This is a genomic window from Myroides sp. LoEW2-1 (assembly GCF_009767705.1).
GTDB lineage: Bacteria > Bacteroidota > Bacteroidia > Flavobacteriales > Flavobacteriaceae > Flavobacterium > Flavobacterium album_A.
In genome coordinates this window covers 1-4,247 of record NZ_WSPP01000316.1, presented here as the reverse complement: position 1 = coordinate 4,247, position 4,247 = coordinate 1, and the positions used below count along the sequence as shown (strand labels likewise).

Sequence of the window (4,247 nt, the reverse complement as noted above, 5' to 3'; positions counted from 1 at the left end):
ATCTTGTTTAATGTGGAGTATATTTTGATGTTTTTTCAATGGAATTTAAGCGATATGCTATTTGATTATTTTCATTTACTATTAGAACTATCTGCGGTGATTTTATCTTTTATAACAGGTGTTTTTATTTTATTTACAAGCATCGGTCAATATAAGAAAAAGTTCTCTTTAAATGTTGATAATAGCGAAAAGCAAGTAGAAATTAATGAGGAGAATAAAGATAAGTTTGAGTATATAATTGCTGAGAAAATCATCCTTTTTTTTGAAAGTTGCGATGATTATTTGCAGAGTAATTTCACAGCTAGACAATTAAGTAATGAAGTGGGATTGGATGACCAAAGACAGTTGAATCTTATAACTCAGCGTTTTTTTCATTTAACCTTTAACGAATTGCTTGCCAAATATCGCATAGCGCATGCTTTGGAATTATTGAAAAACAAACAAAACTGGAGTATTACTTCTGTAGCTGAAAGTTCCGGGTTTCGCTCCTTTACAACGTTTAATAAATACTTTGTTCATTACGTAGGTATTCGTGCCTCTGATTATAAAGATAGAAATATTAAAATCGATTAATTTATATATGTTCCCCACCTTACTATTATTACTACTACTAACTCTTTTTTTAATTTACCGTGCAAAGTCAAGTAAACAGTTACTTGATTTAAAAATAGTTCTTGTGAATACTATTTTAGTATTCAATTGGATATTAACTTATTTTGCTCAAAAATTGCAGTTAAATGAAGATTTTGCCTTAGGTTTAATTTTTAGCTTCTTTAATGGCTCTCTTTTGATCTTTTTATTAGGACTAAAAAATAAGTATTTATTTATTCACTTTTACATAGCATTAATGCTGTTAATTTTTTATGTCATAATCTATTCAACTTCTTTTGCTGACAATGTTGATTTTATGATTAAAGCTAATTGTATTGCTCTTATTACTACAGGTGTTATAAATGTTGGATATGCTTGTTTTGGTTTTGTAATGTTGAGTAAAAGTATTTTGATATCTTATTATCGCTGTATTGTGACTTTTTATATTATTTCGCTATTTGTGGGATCATTTTTAGGTATTTCATTTTTATTTACTGATGAGCTTCTAGTGAGTAGTACTACAATCTATACGTTACATGTTTGCCTTGTCTTACTTGTATCTGTTTGTTTTACCGTTATACAGATACAGAGATGGAAAGAGATAGGTAAAAGACATGATAAAGACTCTACTATTGGAATTGTCACAACTGAATCAGAAGTGGATGATATAAAACGTGAAGTTAAGAATAAATTACTGTCAGTTGTGGAAATAGATCCAGTCTTATCTATCGATGAAATTAAAGAGGTTGATAACGATGTTAATGATCTTGAAATTAGGCAATTAATTTGGCAAGAAGTGATTGAGCCACAATTGTATTTGAAAAGTGATTTAACACTATCAAAGCTTTCCAGGATTTTGAAACGCGATAAGCAAGAATTAAAATCTTTTTTTGCTCGTACCGAAGCAAATACCTTTACTCACTATATTAACCGCTTTCGTATCGAGCATGCCGTTACTTTATTGCGCACCAATGCTGATGGAGATTTGAGCGTGGAAAGAGCTGCAGAATTATGTGGTTTTAATAGTAGAATATCTTTTTATAGAGCGTTTGTAAATGTGATGGGATTTCCTCCATCTGAGTTGTTAGAAAGGTAATTTACAACTGTATTGATTCAAAAATTAATTACCAACTAATACCTTTTGTATGTCTTATTGTGTTAATAAGATATAGTGTGTGTTTTGTCTATTTTTTTTTGCTTTTAATGATTAGAATTGACTTGATACTCCTTGGTTTTTAAATAGTTGTGATGATCTTGTTTGTATTGTGTGTTGCACAAAGTTAATTGTTAAACTTTGTTTCAATAGGTCTTAACTGTAGTGGTACCGGTACTTTTGGAACAAACTTTAACACTGTATAATGTAAATTTGATTCCATTGAAATAAAAACGATTTCAACTTGGATGTTTTAATATAGCAGAACTTAGATTTATAGTTTTTTCTTGTTTATATGTCCAACAGTAAATTACAATTAACAAATTGAATAAAAAAAAGTATGAAAAAAAGATTACTATCAGTTGCATTGTTAATGACTGGGTCTTTTAGTGCTTATTCTCAAGTGGGAGTAGGAACAATAAAACCCAATAAGTCGGCAGAGTTAACTGTTGAATCAAGCAATAGAGGGGTGCTTATCCCAAGACTTGGCTTAACAGGATATCAAGACCGAACTTCAATCATTAATTTCCCTACCAATGGAATTAATAGTTTGCTTGTGTTTAATACCGCTTCGGTTGATGCGTCAGGCAAAGAAAAAGGTTTAACACCTGGATTTTACTATTGGTTTATTGATCAGTGGGTACGCCTTACCAATGAAGGAGATATCCCAGAGATTGTTGTAAATAATTTTCAAGAAATTGTAAACAAGGATGGAGATAAGGTTGAGAATATCATCAAAAATATCATAAATAATACCGAAGGTAATGTTGTATATGAAGGTGATAAACTTTATTATATTGACAGTGATGGTAAGAAAGTTGAGATAAAAGATAAGTTAACTACAATTACTTATGACAAAGAAACTGGAGACTATATTTATTATAATGAAGGTGCTGTAGATCGCAATGGTAATATTATTGGTAAAGGTATTCGCATTGAAGTAAAACAGGCGGTTATCAATAAATTTGGTGATATTATCAATAATAAATCTGTTCAAAATCATATTACTAACTTCCTTGATGGAACCTACGTTGGTGGTAATGTTTATTACCATGGCGATAAACTTACTTATATAACTAAAGATGGTGAAACAAAAGAGGTATCTATTAAAGATGTGGTAACAGCTAACGAGAGTAAGACTGTTATTATCACTTTCAATAAAAAGCAATACTACGTTTCTGAAGAGTATCTAGTAGAGAGTAAAGGTGTAGTGCCAACTACAGTAGATGCTTCTAATTTGCCAAAAGGAATCTATGCTATTGATGTAGTGGGGGGAGTTGTAAATAACTTTGAGGAGATAGTAAACAAAGGGCCTATTACTGTTGATGGACGTACATTTAAGACAGTGAACGATTATATTACTTATCTAACAGAATCTAAAGGTGGGTTTACTAAGATTGTATATGATCAATCTACAGGTGATGTTATCTTCCAAGAATGGGATGAGACTACTAACTCATGGGTAAATGTAGATAACTCTAAGTTTAGCACTATTGTTAAGGCAAACGAGACTTTGACTACATTACTAGATAAAGGAGATGGAACTTTTACTTATACCGATGAGAATGGTAAAACAGTAAGTTTTGATTCAAATAATACAGTAGTTGAAATCAAGGATGGTGTTTATACTTTCAAAGATGGTAAAGGTGAAGTGATTACTACGATTGATACCAATGCTAAGGCAATTGGTTACGACAATAGTAAATCAGGTATAGATGCTAAAAATGTACAGGATGCATTAGATAAGTTAGCTGATAATCTGGGTAAAGGAGCAGGAGTAAAGTTACAGGATAAAGGAGACGGAAAAGTAACCTTAGTGGCTGATAATGGAGATGAGTTAGGAAGTATTGATAAATCTAAGTTAACAGAAGATGCCTTAAATAAAGGATTGTTCACCTTTACCAGAAATGATGGAACAGATGTTTTATTTGATGTAAATACAGTAAACGTTTCACAAAGTAAAGATGCAAACGGTAATGTAGTAGGATATGACTTTAAAGATTCAAAAGGCAATGTGATTACTACTGTAAATACAGATGCAGCTAATAACTACTACGACAATAGTAAATCAGGAATAGATGCTAAAAATGTACAAGATGCATTAGATAAGCTAGCTGATAATCTAGGTAAAGGAGCAGGAGTAAAGTTACAGGATAAAGGAGACGGAAAAGTAACTCTAGTGGCTGATAATGGAGATGAGTTAGGAAGCATTGATAAGTCTAAGTTAACAGAAGATGCCTTGAATAAAGGATTGTTCACCTTTACCAGAAATGATGGAACAGATGTTTTATTTGATGTAAATACAGTAAACGTTTCACAAAGTAAAGATGCAAACGGTAATGTAGTAGGATATGACTTTAAGGATTCAAAAGGCGATGTGATTACTACTGTAAATACAGACGCAGCTAATAACTACTACGACAATAGTAAATCAGGAATAGATGCTAAAAATGTACAAGATGCATTAGATAAGCTAGCTGATAATCTAGGTAAAGGAGCAGGA

The 4,247-nt window shown here is 31.4% G+C and carries 2 protein-coding genes and 1 pseudogene; all 3 read left to right on the top strand.

Annotated features, from left to right (window positions below):
• Nucleotides 1-573 (top strand): helix-turn-helix domain-containing protein (locus GOQ24_RS15210; protein WP_160340072.1); only part of this gene is annotated, 573 nt, incomplete at its 5' end.
• A gap of 103 nt (nt 574-676) precedes the next feature.
• Complete coding sequence (locus tag GOQ24_RS15205; RefSeq protein WP_160340071.1) at nt 677-1,687, top strand: helix-turn-helix domain-containing protein; 1,011 nt, start codon at nt 677-679, stop codon at nt 1,685-1,687.
• Between the two features lie 397 nt (nt 1,688-2,084).
• Nucleotides 2,085-4,247: pseudogene (locus GOQ24_RS15200) on the top strand (hypothetical protein); the annotation flags it as partial.